The organism is Streptomyces sp. R44, from assembly GCF_041053105.1.
In the GTDB taxonomy this organism is placed as follows: domain Bacteria; phylum Actinomycetota; class Actinomycetes; order Streptomycetales; family Streptomycetaceae; genus Streptomyces.
In genome coordinates, this window is sequence record NZ_CP163444.1 from 7,997,410 (window position 1) to 8,020,787 (window position 23,378).

Below are 23,378 nucleotides of genomic sequence, written 5' to 3' on the forward strand. Positions count from 1 at the left end.
AACGCAGGTGGGGGAGAGGGGCGTTGATTCGCATGGTTTCAAGCCATCGTGCGAGGCCCGACTTCGACGGGGCGACGATGACCGTGTGACGACAGCGTGACGGCGGCGCGATCCTTGTGCGACGGCGGGGCTCGCCGGCCCGCGCCCCGCACGCCTTTCGGGGACCCGCACCCACGCAACGGGAACGCGGTCCTCCCCTTGGCCGGTTTCGTACCCGGAGGGAACGTCACTCCCTCCGGGTACGGCGGGAACGACTCCCGGCCTTGATTACGGCTGGCCGTCGAGCCAGCTCAGCTTGTGCCCGTACAGCACCCGCTGGCAGTAGTCGGTGCCCACCGGATCGGCGGCGTCACGGTTCGCCGTGCAGTCGGAGGCCGAGCCCGGGCGGTGCTCGGAGAGGGACCACAGGCGGCCCGTGCTCCGCTCGACGTAGAGGTCCTCGGCACCACGGGCGGTCTTGACGGCCGAGCCGTTCGTGACCAACCGGCCGTTGCTCCAGCCGTAACGCCAGAGGTTGCCCGGCTCGTCCGTTCCCTTCGACTCGTTCACGTACAGCTTGCCGTTGTACGCCGCCGCGCCCTGGGCGCCGCCGTTGGTCAGCGGCAGGTAGTTGGCCCAGCCCTCCGCGGTCACGTCGGAGGAGCGGCCCTCCAGGGCCGCGACGGGGAAGGAGGCGATGCGGCCGGTGGACGGGTAGCCGCTCTGCGGACGGCAGTACTCACCCATGATCAGACGGTCCGGGGTGGTGCTGCGGTCCAGGGAGACGTACGAGGCCTTCGGGGCGCCGGTGGAGACGCAGGCGTACGAACCCGCGGGGTTGCTCTGCGTCGCCTTGAACTTCCAGGCGGCGACCTGCGGCATCACATAGCGGTAGCCGAAGCTGTACCAGACGTTGTCGTGCCGGCCGACCTTGGTCTTGTCCTCGGTGTTGGCCGTGGTCTTCACACCGTCGGTGTCGCTGCCCATCGCGTCGTGCGTGGTGGGGTCGCCGTCCGGGTCCAGGTCCATGATGGAGCGCATGTCGAAGACGCGCAGACCGTTGCGGGTGTCGGCGACGTAGAGGTAGTTGCCGTACCAGACGATCCCGCCGGCGTGGACGCCCTTCTGGATCGGGTACTCGGAGGCGTGCAGCCCGTCGAAGGAGACGTGGTCGGCCGAGTTGATGTAGGTCCAGCCCAGCAGGACGTGCCGGTACTTGATCTCGGAGGTGCCGGAGGCCGGGTTGACCCGGCTCTGCACGAAGGTGATGCGGACGCCCTTCTGGTTGCAGGCGTCGTTGGCCTCCAGCTCGGCCGTGGTGCAGTCACCGGTCGCCGGGTCCGGGTCGTCCTCCCGGCCCGGGTCCCAGCCGTCGTACGAGGCGAACAGCTGGATGTTCCCGGCCGTGCCCCACAACTCGTCGTCCTGGGCGTCGGAGACGCCCGAGAAGCCCTGGGGGACCCACTCCTGCGAGGTGGAGTCGTCGCTCTGGAGGCAGTACTTGATGTCGGGATCCGGGGCGGTGCCGAACGGGTCGCGGGAGCACCACGGCGTCACGGTGCGGTTGGCCCCGGCCAGGAGGTTCTGCACACCCGACTTGGGGAGGACCGAGTCGAGGCGGGTGACCCGGGAGGTGGTCTCGGCGTTCAGCGCGCCGGGCGACAGGGTGAAGTCACCGGGCGAGGCTTCGCCGCCGGGCGAGGTCCAGCCGGTGGCCGCGAAGGGGGAGGGGGCGGACTCGGCCGCGAGGGGCTCCTGGACCGTGGGGTCCGATGCGTCCCGCGGAACGACCTCGGCCTGGGCGGGAGCCACAAGACCGGTGAACGCGAGCGAGGCCGCGGCGGCTGCGGTGAGCCAGGCGCGGCGTATTCGCCTTGAGGGCATGGGTGAGTGCCTCCGGTTGATGAAGCGTCAGACAGATCGAACGGAGGCTTCCAGAACGCCCGAGCGCAACGCAAACCTGCCAGAGATGTCGGCAACACCCTTTTTCGGGCGGGCGGTTGATCCCGTACGCCCGCATTGCACCACCGGAGTGGACACGGGCCGGGACGCCGACCCGGCCGGGATCGATGGCCACGGCGGCGCTTCGGTGCAAGACCTGCCGCCGATCCGCACACGATGCACACCGGGGGAGTGACCCGACGGAGAGCCGAACAGCCCTGTCGGTGGCGGGCGGTAGCTTCAACGGCATGGGATTCACGAGTGCGTGGGGGATCAGCGGTCACACCGATGAGGTCATCGCCGGCCTCTCCGCGACCCTGCTGCCGGCGATGCGGGCGGACCGGGCTCACCCGGAGGCCGAGCGGCGCCGGCGGGAATGGCAGCGGGAACCGCTCCCTGACTACCGGACCTGGTACGCCTTGGGTCGCGGTGACGGTGACAGGCGAGCCGATCCCGACGCCATCGAGTCGTTCCGCGAACTCACGGCACCCGGGGGGCGCGTCGACGATGTCTGCGGCGGGATGGCCGATCCCTCCTTCCACGTGCTGGACGACGTGTGGGAGGGGCAGGACGAGGAGAGCATGTTCATCTCCGTGCACAGCAAGGAGTACGCGGTCTCGTCCCTGTTCCACGCCATCGGCCCGGTGCGCGCGGCGCTGCTGCCGGGCTGGTGCGGCACCTTCCTGCTCACGTCCGCGGAGGTGCGCGAGAGCCTGCCGCTCGTCGAGCGTGCGTTGACCTTCACCCCGGCCGAGCGCGCGGCCGCCGAGGACCAGGACTGGTTGTCCTACGGCGAGCGGGAGGAGAGCGTGCTGAACGGGCCGCTGCGTATCTGGCGTACCGCCGCTCGTCAGGGCTTGGGCCTGTGCGGTGTGTCTGTGCACCTCTGCTGACGGTGCGCCGGCCGGACGGCGGCCGGGGCGATCGCGCGGAGATCCGAAATCAATACTGGAGGAAGTTATTTAATTGCTCTATGTTACTCGCGTGTTAAGTCATCGCTCGCGGCCTCTGGTCACCGCACCCGCCGAGACCGCGGTCCTCGCCCTGCTCCTCGCGGAGGGCCCCCTCAGCAGAGTGGAACTGGCCCGGCGGACCGGTCTCTCCTCGACCGCGGTCACCAAGGCGGCCAGGCCGCTGATCGACGACGGCTATCTGTACGAACTCCCGCCGGAGCGCACCGCGCCCGGCGCCGGCCGGCCGGTCAACCCCCTTGCCGTCGCCGCCGACCGCGAGTACTTCATCGGCCTGAAGATCAGCCCCGACCAGGTCTTCGGCGCCGTCTGCGATCTGCGGGCCGGGATCCGGGCCACCGCGGCCCGCCCGCTCGACGACTGCACCCCCGCGGCCGCCGCCGCCCTCACGGCCGAGCTCGTCGACGAACTCCTCGACGCCGAACCCGAGTTCCGGGCCCGCACCCGCCACCTGGGCGTGGCGATGAACGGGGACGTGGACCGGGACAGCGGCCGGCTCCGCCACTCCGGACTCCTCGGCTGGCGCGACGTCCCGCTCGCCGAACTGCTCACCGCCGCCACCGGCCTGGCCGTCACCGTCGAGAACGACGTCAGGGCTCTGACCGTCGCGGAGCACTGGTTCGGCGAAGGCATCGGCACGGAGTACTTCGCCCTGGTCACCATCGGCGCCGGCATCGGCTCCGCCCTCGTCGTCAACGGGCAGCTGCTCAGGGGCGCTTACGGTGTCGCGGGCGAGGTCGGACACCTCTGCGTCGACCCGGCCGGCCCACGCTGCCGCTGCGGCGCGCACGGCTGCGTCGAGGCGCTCGCCTCGACCGACGCGATCCTCACGACGGTCCGCCACGCCACCACGCACCCGCACCTCACGTTCGGCGAGGTCGCCGACCTGGCCCGGGAGGGCCACCCCGCGGCCCGCGAGGCCTTCGCCCGGGCCGGGCACGCCATCGGGCTCGGCATCTCCGCGCTCGTCAACCTCGTCGGCCCGGAACGTGTCGTCATCAGCGGCGAAGGCGTCGACGCCTACGACCTGCTCGGCCGCCACATCCAGGACGCCTACGCGGCGCACGCCCTGGGGGCCGCCTCCCGCTGCCCGCTGTCGCTGCGCCCGCTCCCCTGGCAGGAGTGGGCCCGGGGCGGCGCCGCCGTGGCCATCCAGGCCCTCTTCCCGCAGTACGCGGCCACCACCACGACCGGCGCCGGCTGAACATCCCGCAGCCGTCCCGTACGAAGCCCCACAGGGCCGACCCGCACACCGCACCCCCCGCACCACGTACAAGGCAGGTACAACCCCTCATCCGTAAGGAGCTCTCGTGACACCCCGCTTCACCCTGCTCCGACGCGCCACCGCAGTCCTCGCCACGACGTCCGCGCTCCTCCTCGCCACCCTCACCCCGCACGCCGCCCTGGCGGACACCGGGACGGCGCCGCCCGCCGTCCTCACCGGCGCACAGCTCGCCGCCTCCTGGACCGCGCCGCTGTCGACCCGCGACCGGTACGTCGTCGACGCCGACGGCGACCGGTTCAAGCTCAAGTCCGGGAACTGGGCCGGCGCGCAGGGCACCTGGCAGGGGAGCGGCGACGTCGGTGACGTCGCCAACCACCAGGCCAGGCAGATGTCGCACAACATTCCGCTCGGCCTCGACCGGAAGCCGATCGCCGACATCCTGGCCGACTTCCACACCCTCGGCCTCAACAGCATCCGGCTGCCCTTCGCGAACGCGCTGGTCCACGACACGAGCGTCGTCCCGGACGCGGCCGTCGCCGCCAACCCGCAGCTCAAGGGCAAGACCCCGCTCCAGGTGCTCGACGCCGTCGTCGCGGCCCTGACCGCGGACGGCTTCGCCGTCATCCTCAACAACCACACCACCAGCTACCGCTTCTGCTGCGGCCTGGACGGCAACGAACGCTGGAACAGCGGCCAGTCGACGCAGCAGTGGATCGACGACTGGGTCTTCCTCGCCAAGCGCTACCGGGCCGACAAGCGGGTCGTCGGAGCCGACCTGCGCAACGAGGTCCGCCGTGACACCTGGGACGACCCCAACTGGGGCTGGGGTGACGAGCACGACCTCAACAAGGCCATGGAAGAGGCCGGCAACAGGATCCTCCAGGCCAACCCGGACATGCTCGTCGTCATGGAGGGCATCAACTGGCAGGGCATACCCACCGACCTGACCCCGCACGGCCGACCGATGCTCACCCCGGTCGCCACCCTGTCCAACACCCTGATCCGCTCCGGCAAGCTCGTCTACGCGGCCCACTTCTACGGCTACACCGGTCCGAACCACACCGGCGCCACCGGCACCGGTGAGACCCATGACCTCCGCTACGAGGAGCTCACCCCCGCCCAGCTCGCCCAGGCCGTCGACGACGAGGCCCTGTTCGTCACCCGGTCCGGGCAGCACTTCACCGCGCCCGTGTGGATCAGCGAGTTCGGCGCCGGGGGCCGGGGCGACGCGAACGCCAGGGAGCGCGCCTGGTTCACGAACTTCACCGACATCCTGGTGCGGAACGACACCGACTTCGCCATCTGGCCGCTGGTCGGCTGGACCGACGCGAACGGCACGCCGCAGGACAACTGGGCCATGGTCAACTACAGCGCGAACGGCGCCCGGCTCGGCGTCATGGACGCCGGCGACTGGCGCGCCACCGACTGGAACAAGCTCGTCGGCGCCCCCGGCAGGACCGGTCGGATCGCCGAGGTCCCGCGCTGGAACATGCTCAACCTGGATCACGCCGACTACGACGTCTCCGTCACCATGCTCGCCAAGCCGGACTGGTCACCGGGCAACCGCAAGGGCAACTGCCCGGACAGCCAGCGCGTGACCGGCCTCGCCCGGAGCAGCGGCCGGGGCCTGTGCACGGACGCCGGGCAGCCGGCCGGGGCGAGCGGCCCCTGGACCGTCGTGACCGACGAGCGGTACGTGACCGGGGGCGACTGGGCGAGCGGCTACAACAAGCTCCAGTGCCCCGACCGCACCTTCGCCGTCGGCTACAGCGTGAAGGGCAAGTCCATGGCGGCCCTCCTGTGCGCCCCCGCGGCCGCCGCGCTTCCCACGACCGGCCGGGTCCTCTGGTTCGACCGCGGCGACAACCGGCCCGCGAGCGGCGGTTCGACCGCGAGCGACTGGGCGCCCGGGTACTACAAGGGGCAGTGCCGCGACGACGAGTACCTCGCCGGCGTCGCCTACACCTGGAAGTGGACCCACGGCGGCGTCCCCGACGCCCTGCTGTGCCGCCCGCTCGCCTGATCAGCCCGCCTGCTTCTGACCGACTCCGGCCCGCCGACGCATGTCGGCGGGCCGGAGTGCTGTCCGTACGGCGCGGCCGCCGCCCTCAGGCGGACGGCCCGGCGGTCGTGGCGAGCGCCGTCGGCAGCTCGGCCGCGACGGCGTGGAGCCGGCGCACGAGGTCCTCGGGTGTGTGCCCGGTCGGCTGTGCCACCCAGGCGTCCAGGGCGCGGTGGAACAGGACGACGAGAACGTCGAGCGCCAGACGGGCGTGCAGCCGCCCGCCGGGACCGGGAAGGGCGAAGCGGCGCTCGACCACGGCGAGCGCGGAGCGCGTGGTGCGGTCGCAGAACGCGTGGCAGTGCGCGTCCGTGGAGGGCGTCCGGGCCGCGAGGTGACGGCTGGCCAGGAGCCGCCCGGCCCAACCGTCGTCCGGCATCCGGCCGACCGCCTCGGCGAGGGCCTCCTCGAACACCGCGAGGAGCTGTCGCCCGTCGGCCGGGCAGGTCTCCAGGACGTCGAGGAAGGCCGCCCACACGTCCTGTGCGGGGGCCATGGCGACGTCTTCCTTGCTGTCGAAGTAGCGGAAGAAGGTCCGCTTCGACACCTCGGCCGCGTCGCACAGCGCGTCCAGCGTCACCCCGTCGAAGCCGTGGGTGCCGAACAGGTCGAGCGCGGTGTCGATCAGCGTCTGCCGGGTGCGCAGCTTCTTGCGCTCGCGCAGCGGGAGCGGGGGGGAGTTCTCGGCCGTCATCACCACCACTGTATCGGAGCGGCGAACGCTACCTATAGGCTTATGCCACTCAGTGGCAGATTCTTGGAGGTCTTGGCATGCGCGCGCTTCTCGTCGACCCCACCGCCCCCGGCGGTCTCCGGCTCGGCACCGCCCCCGAACCCGAGCCCGCACCCCACCAGGCGCTGGTCCGGGTGACCGCTACCTCGCTCAACCACGGTGAGATCGCCTTCGGCCTCGGCGCCGCCCCGACCGGCTCGGTCCTGGGCTGGGACGCCGCCGGAATCGTCGAACGCGCCGCCGCGGACGGCTCCGGCCCCGCCTCCGGCACCTCGGTGGTGACCCTGATGCCCGACGGCGCCTGGGCCGAACTCCGCGCCGTCGACACGGCCCTGATCGGCACCGCACCCGCCGGAGCCGACCCTGCCGCCCTCGCGACCGTCCCCGTCGCCGGTACGAGCGCCCTGCGCGCCCTGCACCGCCTCGGCCCGCTCCTCGGACGCGACGTCCTGATCACCGGCGCGACCGGCGGCGTCGGGCGCTACGCCGTCCAGCTCGCCCGCGCCGCGGGCGCCCGGGTCGTGGCGTCCACGAGCTCCCCGGACGCCCACGGCGCACTCCTTCGCGGACTCGGGGCGCACGAGGTGGTCGGAGCACCGAAGGAGGCCTCCCGGCCGGTGGACGGGGTGATCGACCTGATCGGCGGCCCGCTGCTCGTGGAGGCGTACGACACGCTCGGCGAAGGCGGCACGCTGGTCGCCCTCGGCCACTCCGCCGGCACGGGCGAGGACTTCCCGTTCGGCGCGCTCTTCGGCGACCAGGGGCGACACGACCGCTCGGTCGTGACCTTCTTCCTGCTCAACTGCCCGGGCCTCGACCGCGACCTGAGCTGGCTCGCCCACCGCGTCGCCGACGGGACGCTCGACCCGGGCATCACCTGGCGGGGCGGCTGGGACGACGCGGCGGAAGCGGTCGCCGCCCTGCGGGCCGGCGGTCTGCGCGGAAAGGCGGTCCTGACCTTCGAACCGCGTGGCTGATCGCGGGCGTTCACTATGCCGGCCGGGTGTTGAATCGCTCCATGCGCATTCTGATCATCACGGCAGGTTCCCGCGGAGACGTCGCGCCCTACACGGGCCTGGGACGGCGCCTGCTCGATGCCGGCCACCAGGTCGCCCTGGCCGCCCACCCGTCCTTCGCCGCACTGGTCGGCGGATGCGGCCTCGAGCACCGCCCCATGCCGGGAGACCCGGAGGCGCTCCTCCGGGGCTGGTCACGGGCGGCCTCGCGGGAGGAGGCGCAGGCGCTGACGAGGGCGTACGCGGACGGGCTCGCCGACGGGGTGGCGGAGGCCGTGGAAGGCGGAGCCGACCTGCTGCTCACGGCCCACGGCCCGGCCCCGCTGAGCCGGACGGCCGGCGAGGCGTTCGGGATCCCCGTCATCGGCACCTACCTCGTGCCGTCCTTCGCCACCCGGGAGTTCCCGCTGCCCAACGCGCGGAGCGCCGAAGCCCCGGGCCCGGAAGGCAACCTCGCCTCGGGCCAGGACGTGATGAGGCGCGCCGAAGGGGTTTTCGCCGGTGGCGTGACCCGGCTGCGCGACCGCTTCGGACTGCCCGCCGACACGCCCTCGGCGGCGTCCGGCATCCGCCCGGCGTTCCACGGCTACAGCCCGCTGGTGCTGCCGCGCCCCGAGGACTGGCCCTCCGGAGTCGACGTCACGGGTTACTGGTGGCCCGCGCGGCCGGACCACTGGCAGCCCCCGGCCGAGCTCGTCGACTTCCTCCAGGCCGGTCCGCCCCCGGTCTTCCTCGGGTTCGGCAGCATGGCGCCGGGGGAGGGCGAACGGCTCAGCGAACTGGTGGCCGCGGCGGTGAAGCGGGCGGGCGTGCGCGCGGTGGTGCAGGCGGGATGGGCCGAACTGAGCGGCTACGGCTCCGACATCCTGGCCATCGGGGACGTCCCGCACGACTGGCTGTTCCCGCGCACGGCCGCCGTCGTCCACCACGCGGGGGCGGGCACCACCGGGGCCGGACTGCGGGCCGGTGTGCCCGCCGTGCCCGTCCCCGTCATGTACGACCAGCCGTTCTGGTCGGCCCGGCTGCACGCGCTGGGGGTCGCCCCGCGGCCCGTGCCGTTCCAGGACCTCACCGCCGAAGCCCTCGGCGACGCGATCACGACCTGCCTGTCCGAACCGGACCTCCGCCGCCGCGCGGCCGAACTCGCCCGGGGGATCGCGGCGGAGGACGGCGCGGCCCGGGTGCTCGCCCACATCGACGCCGCGGTCACCGAATGAACCGAATGAAGCGAATGAACCGAACGATCCGCAGCCGTCAGTCCACGGCGTGGCCGGTGTTCCGGAGCATCTGCCGGAGCACCTTGAGGGCGGTGACGTAGTCGGCGTCGTCGATGCCCTCATGGATGCGTGCGCGGATCGCCGGGGCGTGCCGCTTGAAGTCGACACGAGCCGCCTCCCCGGACTCGGTGATCCACAGCCGCCCCTCGTCGTCGCGGCTGAGCCAGCCGCGCTCGACGAGGGCGCGCGACTCGGAGGTCAGGTCGTCCTCGGGCCGCAGGTAGGAGCGCATCGCCTCGCGCAGCTCGGGGAGGGGCATGCCGTGCCCGTCGGCCGAGATGTCGTTCGCGGACAGGTTGCGCAGCAGCCAGTACTGGGGCTGGGTGAAGCCGAGTTCGGCCTGCCGGGCTCTTGTGAAGGCGATGAGGGCCTCATAGGCGAGCCCGGTCCAGTAGGCGGCCGGCTGGCCGGCGAGCTGGGTGTCGGAGAGGTGTGAGGTCGTCATGTGCGGTGCTCCCTGTGGACGTGCGCGATCTGCGCGATCTGCGCGATGTGCGCGATCTGCGCGGTGTTCGCGGTGTTCGCGGTGTTCGCGATGGTCGTGAGGAGGACACCGTAGAAACTGAAGTTAAGTTGAGGTCAAGCGGCCGCGCGTGGACGGCGGGGGCGCCGTGAGCATCCCGGCACCCCCGCCCCCTCGGCCGCTGGTCAGACCCCGATCAGGCCCAGTTCCTCCGCCAGGCGCGCGCGGTGCCAGGTCGGCGGGCCGAACAGCTGGGCCGAGCCGTGCGCCCGCTTGAAGTAGCGGTGCGCGTCGTGCTCCCAGGTGATGCCGATGCCGCCGTGCAGCTGGATCATCTCGCCCGCCACCGCCGAGAACGCCTCCGAGCAGGCGGACTTGGCGGCGGCCGCGTGGCGCGAGAGCTCCGGATCGCCCGCGGCGGCGGCGAAGGAGGCGCCGAGCGCGGCCGAGCGCGCCGACTCCACCAGGACGTACGCGTCCGCGAGCCGGTGCTTGACCGCCTGGAAGGAGCCGATGGGCCGGCCGAACTGGACCCGCTCCTTGGCGTAGGCCAGCGTGAGTTCGAGGCAGCGCGCGGCGGCACCGACCTGTTCGGCGGCGAGCGCCGTGCAGGCCAGGTCGAGCACGTGCGCGAGCACCCGCTCGCCCTCGCCCTCCGCTCCCACGAGCCGGCCCTCCGCGGCCGTGAGCTCCACCCGCGCCTGGGCCCGGGTGGAGTCCATCGTCACGGCGGCCTCACGGGCCACGCCCGCGCCGTCCCCGGGGACTTCGAAGAGCGCGACCCCCGCTCCCGTACGGGCCGCAACGAGCAGCAGCCCGGCGTCGGCACCGTCGAGGACGTGCTCCTTGGTCCCGCTGATCCGCCACGTCGCGCCGGGCCCGGCGGTGGCCTCGGCCCGTACGGCCGACGGATCCCAGGAGCCGCCCTCCGCCCACGCCAGGGCACCCACCACGGCACCCGAGGCAAGCTCGGGCAGCAGCCGCGCACACGCCTCCTCGTCGCCCGAGGCGAGCAGTGCCTGCACCGTGAGCACCGCCGAGCCGAGGTACGGGACGGGGCTCAGCTCCCGTCCCAGCTCCTCCGTCACGACGTGGACCTCGCAGGCCCCGTACCCGGCACCGCCGTACTCCTCGGGCACGGCGAGACCCGCGACGCCGATCTGTTCGGTCAGCGGCCGCCAGGCCGCCTCCCCCGGGTGCCGTGCGAGCACGGCCCGCACGGCGGACCGCAGTTCCTCCTGCTCCTCCGTCGGCCTCATGCCTGTGCTCCTCTCGATGTCGTACGGGTACGGGGCTGCGCGTCCGGCGCCTCCGGGTCCTCCGCCGACAGGTCCCGGCCCCGGGTCTCGGCCGTGCGCCAGACGGCGAGCGCGGTCACGAGCCCGCAGACGACGGCGAGCACCACGAGGGGCGTGCTGCGGATGTCGTCGGAGGCGGAGAGCAGACTGCCGGCGAACATCGGGGTGAAGCCGCCGCCGATGAGGGCGGCCAGCTGGTAGCCGAGCGAGGCGCCGGTGTAGCGGACCCGGGTGCCGAACATCTCCGAGAGCAGCGGGCCCAGGGGCGCGTACATCGCGGACTGCACCACCTGGCCGAGGACCATGCCGAGGATCAGCAGCGTGGTCGAACGGGCGTCGACCAGGGCGTAGACCGGGAAGGCCAGCAGCACGACACCGGCCGCACCGCCGAGCACGACCGCCCGGCGGCCGACGCGGTCGGAGAGCGCCGAGAACAGGGGGATGGACACGAGGCCCGTGACCGAGGTGAAGAGCAGCCCGGTCATCACCTCGGAGGTGGCGTAGCCGATGGCCGTGGCGTACGTGAGCATGAACGTGCTGATCAGCGCCGTCAGGGCGAACGGGCCGATGCCCACGGCACACGCGAGGACGAGGTTGCGCGGCTTGCGCAGCACCTGCGCCAGCGGGACACCGGGCGCCTCGCCGGCCTCCCGCCGCTGTGCCGCCCGCCGGAACAGCGGGCTCTCCGAGATGCTGACCCGCACGTACAGACCGATGCCGAGGAGCACCGCGCTGAACAGGAACGGGACGCGCCACCCCCAGGCCAGGAAGGAGTCGTGGGGGAGCAGCGAGGCGAGGGTGACGGCGACCGTGGAGAGCAGGAACCCGATGGGGGAGCCCATCTGCATCACTCCGCTCCACAGGCCCCGGCGCCCGGGATCGGCGTGCTCGACGACCATGAGCGTCGCGCCGGCCCACTCGCCGCCGATGGCGAGGCCCTGGACGACGCGGAACAGCACCAGGAGGACGGGAGCCGCGACGCCGATCGTCCCGTACGTGGGGAGGACGCCGATGAGGAAACTCGCCACGCCCATGAGGGCCATGGTCAGGACGAGCATGGACTTGCGGCCGAGCCGGTCGCCGAAGTGGCCGAAGACGGCGCCGCCGAGCGGGCGGGCCACGTAGCCGGCGGCGAGCGTCCCGAAGGCGGCGATCGTGCCCACGGTGGGATCGGAATCGGGGAAGAACAGCTCGCCGAAGACGAGCGCGGCCATCGTGCCGTAGAGCAGGAAGTCGTAGTACTCGATGACGGTGCCGAGCAGACTCGACAGCGCCACCCTGCGCAGCAGTGCGGGGTCCGAGGATCTCTCGGGGAGGTGCGGGGACGGTGCGGGGGACACGCTGACTCCCGGGTGCGGTAGGGATGGTGGGGACGGGTGAGCGGTGGTGGGCCCGGGGGTGTGGGGGTACGGGCCGCCTGCCGGGCCCTGGGCAGGGGGGGGGGGGGGGGGGGGGGGGGGGGGGGGGGGGGGTACGAGCCCGCTGCCCGGCCCCGGGCAGCGGGCGTGCTCGGGGAACCGCTCAGGACGCGAGGACGCGGGCCCGGCAGGCGGCGGGGGTGCCCCAGGCGTCGCGGAGGGGACGGGCCTTGCGGATCCACAGGGCGAGGTCCAGCTCTTCGGTGTAGCCGACGGCCCCGTGGAGCTGGAGGGCGGTGCGGGCGGCGGCGTACGCGGCCTCGCCCGCCGTGACCTTCGCCGCGGCGACCTCGGCGGCGGCGTGGTCCGCTCCCTCCGCGAGGGCCAGGGCGGCCGAGTGGAGCAGGGGCTGGGCGAACTCCAGGGCGATGAGCGTGTCGGCGAGACGGTGCTTGACCGCCTGGAAGGAACCGATGGCGACCCCGAACTGGGTGCGCTGCTTCACGTACTCCACGGTCCGTTCGAGGAGGGCGCGGCCGAGGCCGAGGGACTGCGCGGCCGTGACCAGGGCGGCCACCTCGCAGGCGTGCGCCGCGGCGGCGGTCACCGCGGGGCCCTGCGCCAGGACGGCACCGCCGAGCGGGCGGGCGAGGCGGCGCGCGGGGTCGGCCGAGGGCTGGACGGGGCCGGCCGTGTCCGCGAGGCGCACGGTGTCGCCCTCGACGACGAGGACGGCGTCGGCGGTGTCCGCGTCCAGGGCGTAGGGGCTCCCGGCTTCCGGCACGCAGAGGGAGACGAGGACCTTCCCCGAGGCGATCTGCGGCAGCCGGGCCGAGGCCGCGGCATCGTCGAGCCGGTCGAGGAACGCCGCCGCGGCCACCGTCTCGACCAGCGGGCCGGGCACGGCGTGCCGGCCCAGCTCGGTGAAGGCGACGGCCAGTTCGACCGGCAGCGGACCGAGCCCGTCGTGCCGCTCCGGCACCGCGAGGGCGAAGACCCCCGCGTCCGCGAGCCGTCCCCAGAGCGCCCGGCCGGGCGTGGTGTCCCCGGCCGCCCAGGCCCGTGCGGCTCCGGGGGTGTCGGCCGCCGTGAGCATGCCGTCGAGGGAGCGGGCGAACTCCCGCTGCTCGTCGTCGAGGAGGAACCGCATCACCGGCGTCCCTTCGGGAGGCCGAGCAGCCGCTCGGCGATGATGTCGCGCTGGATCTCGTTGGTGCCGGCGTAGACGGGACCGGCGAGGGAGAAGGTGTGCCCCTCGGCCCAGCCGCCGTGCGCGGGCGCGTCCGCGGCCCCGTCGGACAGTTCGCCGTACGGTCCGAGCAGATCGAGGGCGGTCTCGTGGAGCGCGATGTCGAGCTCGGACCAGAAGACCTTGTTGAGACTGGACTCGGCACCGATCGAGCCGCCGGCGGCGACGCGTGAGACGCCGCCGTACGAGAACAGCCGGTAGGCGCGCGCCCCGATCACCGCGTCCGCGACCCGGTCCCGCAGGGCGGTGTCGGAGGGGTCGGCGGTCTCCCGCCACAGCCGGGTCAGCCGCTCGGCGGCGGCGGTGAACCGGCCGGGGCTGCGCAGGGTGAGTCCCCGTTCGTTGCCCGCGGTGCTCATCGCGACCCGCCAGCCCTGCCCCGGTGCGCCGATCACGTCCTCGTCGGGCACGAACACGTCGTCGAGGAAGAGTTCGGCGAAGGCGGGCTTGCCGTCGAGCCGCCCGATGGGCCGTACGGTCACCCCGTCGGCGTCCAGCGGGAACATCAGGTACGTGAGGCCCTGGTGCGGCTTCGCGGCCCCGGGGTCGCTGCGGAACAGGCCGAAGGCGCGGTCGGCGAAGGCCGCCCGGGACGACCAGGTCTTCTGGCCGCGCAGGAGCCAGCCGCCGTCGGTCCGTTCGGCCGTGGACCGCAGCGAGGCGAGGTCGGAGCCGGACTCGGGCTCGGACCAGGCCTGGGCCCAGATGACCTCGCCGCTCGCCATGGACGGCAGGACGCGGGCGCGCTGCTCGTCGGTGCCGTGCTCGAAGAGGGTGGGGGCGAGGAGGTTGATGCCGTTCTGGCTGACCCGGCCGGGGGCGCCGGCCGCGAAGTACTCCTCCTCGAAGATCAGCCACTTCAGGAGGGAGGCCCCCCGGCCGCCGTACTCCTCGGGCCAGGAGACCACCGACCAGCGGTCGGCGGACAGGGTCCCCTCCCACTCCCGGTGGGCGGCGAAGCCCTCCTCCGTCTCCAGGGAGGGCAGGGGGGTGTCGGGCACGTGGGCGGTGAGCCAGGCGCGGGCCTCGGCCCGGAAGGCGTCCTCCGCCGCGGAGAAGTCGAGGTCCATCAGGCTCCCGCCGCCTTCATCGAGCGTATGTCCATGCCGCCGAGGGCGTCCGGGGCGGTCTCGGCGTTGTGCGCGTGCGCGAGGTGGTGGAGGCCGAAGACCGAGTCCATGCCGGTGTGCAGGCCCTGGAGGTCCTCGGCCTGGTTCACGGCGCGCTTGGTGAGGGCCAGGCCCATGCGGGGCATCTCGGCGATGCGATTCGCCAACTCCAGGGTCCGCTCCATGAGTTCCCCGCTCGGAACGACCCGGTTGACCATGCCGACCTCGTAGGCGCGCCGGGCGTCCATGCGGTCGCCGGTGTAGAGGAACTCCTTGGCGATGCGCGGCGGCATCACCCAGGGGTGGGCGAAGTACTCGACGCCGGGGATGCCCATGCGGACCACCGGGTCGGCGAAGAACGCGTCCTCGGCCGCGACGATGAGGTCGCACACCCAGGCGAGCATCAGACCGCCCGCGACGCAGGCGCCCTGCACCGAGGCGATCACGGGCTTGGGCAGTTCGCGCCAGCGGCGGCACATGCCCAGGTAGACCTCGGACTCGCGGGCGAAGCGGCTTTCCGCCCCCTGCTTGTCCGAGTGGTCCCACCAGAGCCCGGCCCGCCGGTCGAACGGCAGATGGGCGTCCCTTTCGGGGGTGCCGATGTCGTGGCCGGCGGAGAAGTGCCTCCCCGCTCCGGCGAGCACGACGACCTTGACCTCGTCGTCGTCGGCCGCGCGGTAGAAGGCGCGGTCGAGGGCGTAGGTCATCGCGGAGTTCTGGGCGTTGCGGTGATCGGGCCGGTCCATGGTGACCACGGCCACCGGGCCGAGGCGTTCGTAGCGGACCGGGGCCGTGGATGCGGTGCGGGCAGCGGACATCCGCCCTCCTTCCCTAACAAGTGTTTGGTAGGTTAACGTACGGCCATGAGCAACGTCGAGGAGTTCCGCAGAGAGGTCCGCGGCTGGCTGCGCGCCAACCTCACGGGCGAGTTCGCCGCCCTGCGCGGGCGCGGCGGCCCCGGACGGGAGCACGAGGCACACGCCGAACGCCTCGCCTGGGAACGGCACATGGCCGCGGCCGGATGGACCTGCGTCGGCTGGCCCAAGGAGTACGGCGGACGGGGCGCGAGCCTCGAACAGCAGGTCGCCTTCCACGAGGAGTACGCACTGGCCGACGCCCCCGCCCGCGTCAGCCACATCGGCGAACAGCTCCTGGGACCCACCCTCATCGCCTTCGGCACACCCGCACAGCGCGAGCGCTTCCTCCCGAAGATCGTCAGCGTCGAGGAGCAGTGGTGCCAGGGCTACTCGGAGCCCGACGCCGGCTCGGACCTGGCGAACGTACGGACCCGCGCCGAGCGGGACGGCGAGGAATGGGTGGTCACCGGGCAGAAGGTGTGGACCTCACTCGCGCACGAGGCCGACTGGTGCTTCGTCGTCGCCCGCACCGAACCCGGCTCCACCCGCCACCACGGCCTGTCCTACCTGCTCGTCCCCCTGGACCAGCCCGGAGTCGAGATCAGGCCGATCGTCCAGCTCACCGGGACCTCGGAGTTCAACGAGGTCTTCTTCGACGGGGCCCGCACCCACGCCTCCCACGTCGTCGGCGCCCCCGGCGACGGCTGGCGGGTCGCCATGGCCACCCTCGGCTTCGAGCGGGGCGTGTCCACCCTCGGCCAGCAGGTCGGCTTCCGCCGCGAGCTGGAAGCCCTCATCGAGCTGGCCAGGCGCAACGGCGCGGCCGCCGACCCGCTGATCCGCGACCGCATCGCCCGCGCCTGGATCGGCCTTGAGACCATCCGGTTCAACGCCCTGCGCATGCTCGACGGCGTCGCCTCCGGAGCCCCCGGGCCCGAGGCCTCCATCGGGAAGATCTTCTGGGCCACCTGGCACCGCGAGCTCGGCGAACTCGCCATGGACGTCTGCGGGGCCGGGGGAATGCTGGCCGACGGCGAACCGTACGACCTCACCGACTGGCAGCGGCTCTACCTCTTCTCCCGCTCCGACACCCTCTACGCCGGCTCCAACGAGATCCAGCGGAACATCATCGCCGAGCGCGTCCTCGGCCTGCCCAAGGAGGTCCGCCCATGACCGGCACCCCACCCCCCTACGTGCCGGGCCACGGCCTGCTCGCCGGCCGCGACGCCGTCGTCACCGCCGCCGCGGGAGCCGGCATCGGGGGAGCCACCGCCCGGCGGCTCCTGGAGGAAGGCGCCCGGGTGGTCATCTCCGACGCCCACGCCCGCAGACTCAAGGAGTCCGAGGCCGAACTCGCCGCCGAGTTCGGCGCGGACCGCGTCGCCGCCCTGCCCTGCGACGTCACCGACGAGACCCAGGTCGCCGCCCTGTTCGACCTCGCCGTCGAGCGCCACGGGCGCCTCGACATCGTCGTCAACAACGCCGGCCTCGGCGGCACCGCCGACCTCGTCGACATGACCGACGAACAGTGGGACAAGGTCCTCGACGTCACCCTCAACGGCACCTTCCGCTGCACCCGCGCCGCACTGCGCCGGATGAAGGGAACGGGAGCCGGGGGAGTCGTCGTCAACAACGCCTCGGTGATCGGCTGGCGCGCCCAGAAAGGACAGGCCCACTACGCCGCCGCCAAGGCCGGCGTCATGGCGCTCACCCGCTGCGCCGCCCTGGAGGCCGCCGCGTACGGGGTACGGGTCAACGCCGTCTCCCCGAGCCTCGCCATGCACCCGCACCTGGTCAAGGTCACCACCCCCGAACTCCTCGAAGAGCTCACCTCCCGCGAGGCCTTCGGCCGCTACGCCGAGCCGTGGGAGGTGGCCAACGTGATCGTCTTCCTGGCCAGCGGCTACTCCTCGTACCTGACCGGCGAGGTCCTCTCCGTCAGCAGCCAGCACCCGTGAGACCGGCGCCGGAGCGGCGCCGCGAGATCCTGGACACGGCCGCCGAGGTCTTCGCCGCCCAGGGGTACGACGCCACCACCGTCCGCCGCATCGCCGACGCCGCCGGACTGCTCGCCGGCAGCCTCTACTACCACTTCGACTCCAAGGAGTCGATGCTCGACGAGATCCTCCGCGCCTTCCTGGACGAGCTGTGGGCCCGGTACGACACCGTGCTCGCCGCACTGCTCGGCCCCCGGGAGACCCTGGAGGCCCTCGTCACCGAATCGTTCCGGGAGATCGACCGGCACCGCGCCGCCGTCGCCATCTACCAGAAGGAGTCCAGGCACCTGCGGGAGCAGCCGCGCTTCGGCTACCTCGCCGGCTCGCAGCGCAGGTTCGAGGAAGCCTGGCTCAGGACCCTGGAGCGCGGCGTGGCCGCCGGGGTCTTCCGCACCGACCTCGACGTCCGGCTCACCTACCGCTTCGTGCGCGACACCGTCTGGGTCGCCGCGTCCTGGTACCGGCCGGGCGGACAGCACAGCCCGGAGGAGATCGCCCGCCAGTACCTGTCGATGGTGCTGGAGGGCGTCGCCCTCCGTGACGACACCGGACGCATGAACAAGGAGTGACCATGGCCGAGGCCTACATCGTCGAAGCGGTCCGCACCCCGGTCGGCCGGCGGAACGGCGGACTGTCCGCCGTCCACCCCGCCGACCTCGGAGCACACGTCCTGAAGGCGCTCATGGAGCGCGCGGGTGCCGACCCGGCCGCCGTCGAGGACGTCGTCTTCGGCTGCCTGGACACCGTCGGCCCGCAGGCCGGCGACATAGCCCGCACCGCCTGGCTGGCCGCAGGACTGCCCGAGGAGGTGCCCGGCACGACCGTGGACCGGCAGTGCGGCTCCTCCCAGCAGGCCCTGCACTTCGCCGCGCAGGGCGTCCTGTCCGGCACCCAGGACCTGGTGGTCGCGGGCGGCGTGCAGAACATGTCGATGATCCCCATCGCCTTCGCCAGCCGCCAGGCCGCCGACCCGCTCGGGCTCACCGACGGCCCGTACATCGGCTCCGTGGGCTGGCGCGCCCGCTACGGCGACCAGCCGGTCAACCAGTTCCACGGCGCCGAGCTCATCGCCGCCAAGTGGGACATCTCCCGCCGGGACATGGAGGAGTTCGCCCTGCGCTCGCACCAGCGGGCCGCCCGCGCCATCGACGAGGGCCGCTTCGACCGCGAGATCGTCCCGTACGGGGACGTCACCACCGACGAGGGCCCGCGCCGCGACACCACCCTGGAGAAGATGGCCGGCCTGCAGCCGCTGGTCGACGGCGGCCGGCTCACCGCCGCGGTCTCCTCGCAGGTCTCCGACGGGGCCTCGGCGATGCTGATCGCCTCCGAGCGCGCCGTACGGGAACACGGACTGACGCCGCGCGCCCGCGTCCACCACCTGTCCGTCCGGGGCGAGGACCCGATCCGCATGCTGTCCGCCCCCATCCCGGCGACGGCGTACGCGCTGAAGAAGGCCGGGATGACGCTCGACGACATCGACCTGGTGGAGATCAACGAGGCCTTCGCCTCGGTCGTCCTGGCCTGGCTGAAGGAGACCGGGGCCGACCCGGAGAAGGTCAACGTCAACGGCGGCGCCATCGCCCTCGGCCACCCGCTCGGCGCGACCGGCACCAAGCTGACCACCACCCTCCTGCACGAACTGGAGCGGACCGGAGGCCGCTACGGCCTCCAGACCATGTGCGAGGGCGGCGGTCAGGCCAATGTGACGATCATCGAGCGTCTGTGACGCCGTTCCCGAAAAGCTGCTGCCAGACCGCGTGATCGGTGCGGGGGCCTCCGGGGGTCTCCGCACCGTAGACCGCGATCTCGGCGTCGATGTCGAGCGGACGGGTGGGCGAGGTCATCGCCGAGAGCTCCCCCGCGACGGCCGCGTCGGGAACCAGCCAGCACACCTCGAACTCGATGCCGTCGGGATCCCGGGCGTACAACGCCTTGGTGGAGGCGTGATCGCTCGCCCCGGTCAGGGCCCCCGCCTCCGCCAGGCGGGTCCGCAGGCGCCGCAGCTCCGCCAGCGTGTCCACCTCCCAGGCCAGGTGGTACAGGCCGACCCGCCCGGTGCGCTGCCCGGAGCCGGGCTCGGGGGACTGGAACAGACCGAGGTCGTGGTCGTTGGCGGAGCCCGCCGCCTGGAGGAAGGCCGCCCCCGGGAACGCCTGCGGCAGCGGCCGGAACCCGAGGACGTCGCGGTAGAAGGCGAGGCTGCGCTCCAGGTCGGAGACGAAGAGGACGGCGTGGTTCAGCCGCTGGATCGGCATGGCGGTTCCGTTCGGGTCAGGTGCGGGGGAGTGCGGGTCGGGACACGTGTCCGCCGGGGTGAAGGTACCCCGGCGGACCTGTGCGTGTGCGGGACGGTTCAGTCCGCGGCGGGCAGGGCGCGGAGCGCGGCCCGCGCCTCGGCCATCAGACGGTCGACCAGTTCGGCGCAGGACGGCAGGTCCTCGATCAGGCCGGCGACCTGGCCGGAGGCCATCACGCCCGTGTCGGTGCGGCCCTCGACCATGGACGCCTTGAGGAGCATCGGGGTGTTGGCGGCCAGCAGGATCTGGCTCCACGTCAGGTCCTTGCCGTGCTTCATCGCCAGACCGTCGCGGACCATCTGCGGCCAGCTCATGCCGGACTCGCGCCGGAAGGCCGCCGCGTGCCGGACCGCCCGCAGCAGCGAGGCGGCGCGGCCCGAGCGCTCCAGGGCGTCGACCAGCTCCGTGCGCAGCATCCGGTGCGGCAGTCCGTCCACCTTCGTGGTGACGGTGACGTCCGTGACCGCCGCGGTGAGGTAGCGGGCCTTCACCGCGTCGGGGACCGTGCTGTCGGAGGTGAGCAGGAAGCGCGTGCCCATGGCGATCCCGGCCGCCCCGTAGGCGAGCGCCGCGACCAGGCCGCGTCCGTCGTGGAAGCCGCCGGCCGCGACGACCGGGATGTCCACGGCGTCCACGACCTGCGGGAGCAGGACGGTGGTGGCGACGCTGCCGGTGTGGCCGCCGCCCTCCCCGCCCTGCACGATCACCGCGTCGGCGCCCCAGGCCGCGACCTTCTCGGCGTGCCGCCTGGCCCCGATGGAAGGGATCACGACGACGCCCGCGTCCTTGAGCCGGGCGATGAGCTCGCGGGACGGGGCGAGCGCGAAGGAGGCGACCTTCACGCCCTCGTCGATGATGATCCGCACCCGCTCGGCGGCGTCTCCGGCGTCCGCGCGCAGGTTCACGCCGAAGGGCGCGTCCGTACGGGACTTCACCTCGCGGACCGCGGAGCGGAGCTGGTCGACGGTCATCGTCGCCGAGGCCAGGATGCCGAGCGCCCCGGCGTCGGCGGTGGCCGAGACCAGGCGGGGACCGGCCACCCACCCCATGCCGGTCTGCACGACGGGGTGGCGCACCCCGACGAGTTCGGTGAGCGGCGTGGGGATCGTGGCGTCGCTCATGAGGGGACCTCCCGGTCGCGCAGCCCCTTCGGGTCGATCTCCTCGCGGATCAGCCGCAGTTCCTCGGCGGTGGGCTCACGGGTGTACGGCACCTCGTCGGGGACGGTCAGCGCGAAACCGGTGGCCTCCCGCACCTGCTCCACTGTGACACCGGGGTGCAGCGAACGCAGCCGCATGGAGCGGTCCGGGGTCTCGAAGTCGAAGACGCCGAGGTCGCTGATGACGTCCGGGAGACGGTGGTAGCGGCTCGCCGAGGGGCCGGCCGCCGCCGCCCGGTCGTAGCCGACGCCGGACACCATGTCGACCCGCTCGACGAAGACGCGCGTCGAGTGCTTCGGGACCCAGTAACTGGTCGGGTTGTTCAGGGTGTTGACCGGAGCGCCGCGCACGCCGAGCAGCTGGCGCTTCGGCTGCGCCCAGTCGCCGATGCAGCTGATGTTCTGGTTGCCGTACCGGTCGAGCTGGCTCGCGCCCATCATCACGTGCCGGCGCCCGGTGGTGACCATGGCCAGGTGCTGGCGGTACGGCAGCCAGCCCTCCACCACCCGGGGCGCGGCGCCGACCGCCGGGACGTCGGCGATGAGCCGCGCCTCCCCGTCGGTCAGCAGCAGCTCGGGGGAGAAGGTGAGCTTCGCGAGCCGGGCGCCGATCATCGGGACCGTGCCCATCGGGCTCGCCAGGACCTCGCCGGCGTCCCGCCAGGCCTCGGCGCAGGCGACGACGCAGTACTCGGCCCGGGTGGCCGTGGTGGTGCTGTCGCTGCCGCTCACGCTTCCTCCTTCTGGAACGCCGCGACCGCGGCCTGGTAGGCGTCCTCGTCGCCGGACAGGAAGCGGGCGGTGAACTCCCGCCAGGCCTCCGGGTCCCGGGCCGCCTTCACATAGGCGCGCTGGAAGGCCTCGTCCCGGTCGTAGTCGGTGGCGCAGGAGGTGAAGTGCGCGCCGTTCGGGGTCTCCACGACACCGTCCACGAACGCCCGCTTGAGCAGCAGCGACTGCGGACCCGCGTCCTTGAGCAGCTCCGAGGTCTCCACGATCCGCTCGCAGGAGACGTACGCGGCGTCGGCGGCCTCGCAGAACAGGTCGTCGAAGTACGGGTCGGGGCCCAGGTACTGGCCGTTGCCGTGCGCGTCGGCACGGTTGAGGTGGACCAGGGCGGCGTCCAGACGCAGCGCGGGGACGGCCACGAGCTCCTCGCGGTCGTCGTACGGGGACGTGACGGTCCGCAGCGAGGGGTTGACGGTCATCACGTCCGAGGCGAGCCCGGCCCGGATGGGCATGAACGGCAGCCGGTGCACGGCGGCGGTCAGGCCCCACATGACCATCGCCTCGTCCAGCTCGACCAGTTCGAAGTCACCGCGCTGCCGGGCCGCGCCGAAATGCGGCTCCAGGGGCATCGAGTCGAGCGTGGCGAAGGCCGCGACCAGCTTGCGGATCTTCCCGGCCGCGGCGAGCAGCCCGACGTCCGGGCCGCCGTACGAGACCACGGTCAGGTCGGTGAGGTCCGACCGCAGCAACGCCCGCACCAGCGCCATCGGCTTGCGCCGCGATCCCCAGCCGCCGATGCCGATCGTCATCCCGCTGCGGAGCCGGCCCACGACCTCCTCGGCGGTCATCGTCTTGTCCCTGCTCACGACTGCTGCTCCTTGTCCGTGGTGTCGTCGGCGCGGTCGTCCTTGCCGAAGGTGTCGCGCACCCGGTCGGCGACGCCGCTGAGGTTGGCCTCGAAGGTGAAGCCCTGCTCGAAGCGGTAGCTGCGGTGGACGTCCACCGGGTCGATGCCGTTGATCGCGGCCTTGGCGAGCCGGATCAGCTGCCCGTCCTTGGCGGCGATCTCCCGCGCGAGTTCGAGCGCCGCCTCGTACAGCCGCTCGCGCGGGACGACCCGCCAGACCGAGCCGTGCCGGTGCAGCTCCTCGGCGGTGACCGTGCGCGAGGTGTAGTACAGGGCCCGCATCAGCTGCTGCGGGACGAGCCGGGCCAGGTGTGTGGCCGCGCCGAGCGCGCCCCGGTCGAGCTCGGGCAGGCCGAAGGTCGCGTCCTCGGAGGCGACGATCGCGTCGGCGTTGCCGACCAGGCCGATGCCGCCGCCGAGACAGAAGCCGTGCACGGCGGCGACCACGGGCACCTCGCAGTCGTAGACGGCGGCGAAGGCCTCGTAACAGCCGCGGTTGGCGCCCAGGAGGGCCTCGTGCCCGGCCGTGCGCTGGATCTCCTTGATGTCGACGCCGGCGTTGAAGCCGCGGCCCTCCGCGGTGAGGACGACGCAGCGCACCTCGGGATCGGCGCCTGCGGCGCGGACCGCGGCGGCGAGGTCGTACCAGCCCTGTACGGGGAGGGCGTTGACCGGGGGGAAGTCGACGGTGACGACGGCGATGCCCTTGTCCGGGGCGGAGGTGGAGACACCCATGAGCAGATCAGCT

At 72.9% G+C, this 23,378-nt stretch carries 22 protein-coding genes; 9 read left to right on the top strand and 13 right to left on the bottom strand.

What is annotated here, in order from left to right; translation table 11 throughout:
- Window positions 1-267 precede the first annotated feature (267 nt).
- Window positions 268-1,863 carry a hypothetical protein gene (locus AB5J54_RS37050; RefSeq protein ID WP_369148327.1) on the bottom strand — a complete coding sequence of 532 codons (1,596 nt, stop codon included), beginning with the start codon at window positions 1,861-1,863 and terminating at the stop codon, window positions 268-270.
- A gap of 305 nt (window positions 1,864-2,168) precedes the next feature.
- Between AB5J54_RS37050 and AB5J54_RS37055 the strand changes: the two genes are divergently transcribed.
- The 3 genes from AB5J54_RS37055 (at window position 2,169) to AB5J54_RS37065 (ending at window position 6,139) form a co-directional block, all read left to right on the top strand.
- The gene (locus AB5J54_RS37055) at window positions 2,169-2,813 is read left to right on the top strand and encodes a hypothetical protein (protein ID WP_369148328.1); all 645 of its coding nucleotides are present in this window, start codon (window positions 2,169-2,171) and stop codon (window positions 2,811-2,813) included.
- 91 nt (window positions 2,814-2,904) lie between these two features.
- Entirely contained in the window at window positions 2,905-4,095 is a 1,191-nt protein-coding gene (locus tag AB5J54_RS37060) for an ROK family protein (RefSeq protein ID WP_369148329.1), read from the top strand.
- A 199-nt stretch (window positions 4,096-4,294) separates the two neighbouring features.
- Window positions 4,295-6,139, top strand: coding sequence for a glycoside hydrolase family 5 protein (locus AB5J54_RS37065; RefSeq protein WP_369149577.1), 1,845 nt, complete (start codon window positions 4,295-4,297; stop codon window positions 6,137-6,139).
- Between the two features lie 85 nt (window positions 6,140-6,224).
- Here AB5J54_RS37065 and AB5J54_RS37070 read toward each other — a convergent pair whose 3' ends face one another.
- On the bottom strand, window positions 6,225-6,872 hold the full coding sequence (locus tag AB5J54_RS37070) for a TetR/AcrR family transcriptional regulator (protein ID WP_369148330.1): 648 nt from the start codon (window positions 6,870-6,872) through the stop codon (window positions 6,225-6,227).
- Window positions 6,873-6,949: 77 nt separating this feature from the next.
- Between AB5J54_RS37070 and AB5J54_RS37075 the strand changes: the two genes are divergently transcribed.
- The gene (locus tag AB5J54_RS37075) at window positions 6,950-7,888 is read left to right on the top strand and encodes a zinc-binding dehydrogenase (RefSeq protein WP_369148331.1); all 939 of its coding nucleotides are present in this window, start codon (window positions 6,950-6,952) and stop codon (window positions 7,886-7,888) included.
- Window positions 7,889-7,929: 41 nt separating this feature from the next.
- Window positions 7,930-9,144 (top strand): glycosyltransferase, encoded by a 1,215-nt coding sequence (locus AB5J54_RS37080; protein WP_369148332.1) that lies wholly within the window; start codon window positions 7,930-7,932, stop codon window positions 9,142-9,144.
- 37 nt (window positions 9,145-9,181) lie between these two features.
- Here the strand turns inward: AB5J54_RS37080 and AB5J54_RS37085 are convergent, their stop codons facing one another.
- The 6 genes from AB5J54_RS37085 to AB5J54_RS37110 form a co-directional block, all read right to left on the bottom strand.
- The gene (locus tag AB5J54_RS37085; RefSeq protein WP_369148333.1) at window positions 9,182-9,649 is read right to left on the bottom strand and encodes a MarR family transcriptional regulator; all 468 of its coding nucleotides are present in this window, start codon (window positions 9,647-9,649) and stop codon (window positions 9,182-9,184) included.
- Window positions 9,650-9,852: 203 nt separating this feature from the next.
- Window positions 9,853-10,926, bottom strand: coding sequence for an acyl-CoA dehydrogenase family protein (locus AB5J54_RS37090; RefSeq protein WP_369148334.1), 1,074 nt, complete (start codon window positions 10,924-10,926; stop codon window positions 9,853-9,855).
- A complete protein-coding gene (locus AB5J54_RS37095) occupies window positions 10,923-12,305 on the bottom strand; it encodes an MFS transporter (protein WP_369148335.1) in 1,383 nt (460 codons plus the stop codon). The genes AB5J54_RS37090 and AB5J54_RS37095 overlap by 4 nt, the downstream gene beginning before the upstream one ends.
- A gap of 181 nt (window positions 12,306-12,486) precedes the next feature.
- Entirely contained in the window at window positions 12,487-13,473 is a 987-nt protein-coding gene (locus AB5J54_RS37100; protein ID WP_369148336.1) for an acyl-CoA dehydrogenase family protein, read from the bottom strand.
- Window positions 13,473-14,642, bottom strand: a complete 1,170-nt coding sequence (locus AB5J54_RS37105) for an acyl-CoA dehydrogenase family protein (protein WP_369148337.1) — start codon at window positions 14,640-14,642, stop codon at window positions 13,473-13,475. Before AB5J54_RS37105 ends, AB5J54_RS37100 begins: the two co-directional genes overlap by 1 nt.
- Window positions 14,642-15,499 (bottom strand): enoyl-CoA hydratase, encoded by an 858-nt coding sequence (locus AB5J54_RS37110; protein WP_369148338.1) that lies wholly within the window; start codon window positions 15,497-15,499, stop codon window positions 14,642-14,644. Before AB5J54_RS37110 ends, AB5J54_RS37105 begins: the two co-directional genes overlap by 1 nt.
- A gap of 45 nt (window positions 15,500-15,544) precedes the next feature.
- On the opposite strand from AB5J54_RS37110, the gene AB5J54_RS37115 reads away from it, so the two are divergent.
- The 4 genes from AB5J54_RS37115 to AB5J54_RS37130 are packed head-to-tail and all read left to right on the top strand — an operon-like array spanning window position 15,545 to window position 19,264.
- On the top strand, window positions 15,545-16,711 hold the full coding sequence (locus tag AB5J54_RS37115; RefSeq protein WP_369148339.1) for an acyl-CoA dehydrogenase family protein: 1,167 nt from the start codon (window positions 15,545-15,547) through the stop codon (window positions 16,709-16,711).
- Window positions 16,708-17,496: an SDR family oxidoreductase gene (locus AB5J54_RS37120; protein WP_369148340.1), complete on the top strand. Its 789-nt coding sequence runs from the start codon at window positions 16,708-16,710 to the stop codon at window positions 17,494-17,496. Before AB5J54_RS37115 ends, AB5J54_RS37120 begins: the two co-directional genes overlap by 4 nt.
- Entirely contained in the window at window positions 17,493-18,104 is a 612-nt protein-coding gene (locus AB5J54_RS37125; protein ID WP_369148341.1) for a TetR/AcrR family transcriptional regulator, read from the top strand. The genes AB5J54_RS37120 and AB5J54_RS37125 overlap by 4 nt, the downstream gene beginning before the upstream one ends.
- A 2-nt stretch (window positions 18,105-18,106) precedes the next feature.
- Window positions 18,107-19,264, top strand: coding sequence for an acetyl-CoA C-acetyltransferase (locus AB5J54_RS37130; RefSeq protein WP_369148342.1), 1,158 nt, complete (start codon window positions 18,107-18,109; stop codon window positions 19,262-19,264).
- Here the strand turns inward: AB5J54_RS37130 and AB5J54_RS37135 are convergent.
- From AB5J54_RS37135 to AB5J54_RS37155, 5 genes are all read right to left on the bottom strand, one after another.
- Window positions 19,248-19,793, bottom strand: a complete 546-nt coding sequence (locus AB5J54_RS37135; RefSeq protein ID WP_369148343.1) for a VOC family protein — start codon at window positions 19,791-19,793, stop codon at window positions 19,248-19,250. The genes AB5J54_RS37130 and AB5J54_RS37135 overlap by 17 nt on opposite strands.
- Window positions 19,794-19,891: 98 nt before the next feature.
- Window positions 19,892-20,956: an NAD(P)H-dependent flavin oxidoreductase gene (locus AB5J54_RS37140; RefSeq protein ID WP_369148344.1), complete on the bottom strand. Its 1,065-nt coding sequence runs from the start codon at window positions 20,954-20,956 to the stop codon at window positions 19,892-19,894.
- The gene (locus AB5J54_RS37145; RefSeq protein WP_369148345.1) at window positions 20,953-21,726 is read right to left on the bottom strand and encodes a CoA-transferase subunit beta; all 774 of its coding nucleotides are present in this window, start codon (window positions 21,724-21,726) and stop codon (window positions 20,953-20,955) included. The genes AB5J54_RS37140 and AB5J54_RS37145 overlap by 4 nt, the downstream gene beginning before the upstream one ends.
- The gene (locus AB5J54_RS37150) at window positions 21,723-22,571 is read right to left on the bottom strand and encodes a CoA transferase subunit A (RefSeq protein ID WP_369149578.1); all 849 of its coding nucleotides are present in this window, start codon (window positions 22,569-22,571) and stop codon (window positions 21,723-21,725) included. Before AB5J54_RS37150 ends, AB5J54_RS37145 begins: the two co-directional genes overlap by 4 nt.
- A 14-nt stretch (window positions 22,572-22,585) precedes the next feature.
- Entirely contained in the window at window positions 22,586-23,365 is a 780-nt protein-coding gene (locus AB5J54_RS37155; RefSeq protein ID WP_369148346.1) for an enoyl-CoA hydratase family protein, read from the bottom strand.
- Between the last annotated feature and the right edge of the window lie 13 nt (window positions 23,366-23,378).

Coding starts and splice junctions, on each gene's coding strand:
- AB5J54_RS37050 (WP_369148327.1), bottom strand. CDS start 1,863: ATGCCCTCAAGGCGAATACGCCGCGCCTGGCTCACCGCAGCCGCCGCG.
- AB5J54_RS37055 (WP_369148328.1), top strand. CDS start 2,169: ATGGGATTCACGAGTGCGTGGGGGATCAGCGGTCACACCGATGAGGTC.
- AB5J54_RS37070 (WP_369148330.1), bottom strand. CDS start 6,872: ATGACGGCCGAGAACTCCCCCCCGCTCCCGCTGCGCGAGCGCAAGAAG.
- AB5J54_RS37075 (WP_369148331.1), top strand. CDS start 6,950: ATGCGCGCGCTTCTCGTCGACCCCACCGCCCCCGGCGGTCTCCGGCTC.
- AB5J54_RS37080 (WP_369148332.1), top strand. CDS start 7,930: ATGCGCATTCTGATCATCACGGCAGGTTCCCGCGGAGACGTCGCGCCC.
- AB5J54_RS37085 (WP_369148333.1), bottom strand. CDS start 9,649: ATGACGACCTCACACCTCTCCGACACCCAGCTCGCCGGCCAGCCGGCC.
- AB5J54_RS37090 (WP_369148334.1), bottom strand. CDS start 10,926: ATGAGGCCGACGGAGGAGCAGGAGGAACTGCGGTCCGCCGTGCGGGCC.
- AB5J54_RS37100 (WP_369148336.1), bottom strand. CDS start 13,473: ATGCGGTTCCTCCTCGACGACGAGCAGCGGGAGTTCGCCCGCTCCCTC.
- AB5J54_RS37105 (WP_369148337.1), bottom strand. CDS start 14,642: ATGGACCTCGACTTCTCCGCGGCGGAGGACGCCTTCCGGGCCGAGGCC.
- AB5J54_RS37110 (WP_369148338.1), bottom strand. CDS start 15,499: ATGTCCGCTGCCCGCACCGCATCCACGGCCCCGGTCCGCTACGAACGC.
- AB5J54_RS37115 (WP_369148339.1), top strand. CDS start 15,545: ATGAGCAACGTCGAGGAGTTCCGCAGAGAGGTCCGCGGCTGGCTGCGC.
- AB5J54_RS37120 (WP_369148340.1), top strand. CDS start 16,708: ATGACCGGCACCCCACCCCCCTACGTGCCGGGCCACGGCCTGCTCGCC.
- AB5J54_RS37130 (WP_369148342.1), top strand. CDS start 18,107: ATGGCCGAGGCCTACATCGTCGAAGCGGTCCGCACCCCGGTCGGCCGG.
- AB5J54_RS37135 (WP_369148343.1), bottom strand. CDS start 19,793: ATGCCGATCCAGCGGCTGAACCACGCCGTCCTCTTCGTCTCCGACCTG.
- AB5J54_RS37140 (WP_369148344.1), bottom strand. CDS start 20,956: ATGAGCGACGCCACGATCCCCACGCCGCTCACCGAACTCGTCGGGGTG.
- AB5J54_RS37150 (WP_369149578.1), bottom strand. CDS start 22,571: ATGACCGCCGAGGAGGTCGTGGGCCGGCTCCGCAGCGGGATGACGATC.
- AB5J54_RS37155 (WP_369148346.1), bottom strand. CDS start 23,365: ATGGGTGTCTCCACCTCCGCCCCGGACAAGGGCATCGCCGTCGTCACC.